Annotated in this window: 1 protein-coding gene; it reads right to left on the bottom strand. The window is 32.6% G+C overall.

What is annotated here, in order from left to right; all coding sequences use genetic code 11:
• Window positions 1-39: 39 nt before the first annotated feature.
• Window positions 40-221, bottom strand: a 182-nt coding sequence (locus tag M9R32_RS16125) for an integrase core domain-containing protein (RefSeq protein ID WP_418936256.1), incomplete at its 5' end; no start/stop codon positions are given.

The following is a 221-nucleotide window of genomic DNA, read 5'->3' as shown; positions in this document are numbered from 1 at the left end:
ACGGTTTGGCCCCCTCTATTTAGACACCATCTTTAAAAATTAAAGACTAATCTTTTGTGAATGGCCATTATTTTCTTGAAAACGTCTTAAAAACTGGCAAGGTGAAAGATAATTTAAACTTCCATGATATCGTCGTTCATTGTAAAAATCGATAAATACATCCAATATTTCATAGGCATGATCAAAACATTCAAAGTCTTGTTGCTGAAAACATTCTCGCT

It is taken from the genome of Paenisporosarcina quisquiliarum (genome assembly GCF_027563315.1).
GTDB lineage: Bacteria > Bacillota > Bacilli > Bacillales_A > Planococcaceae > Paenisporosarcina > Paenisporosarcina quisquiliarum.
Note: the sequence above shows the minus strand (reverse complement) of the source record. Positions and strands in the feature narration are given on the sequence as shown.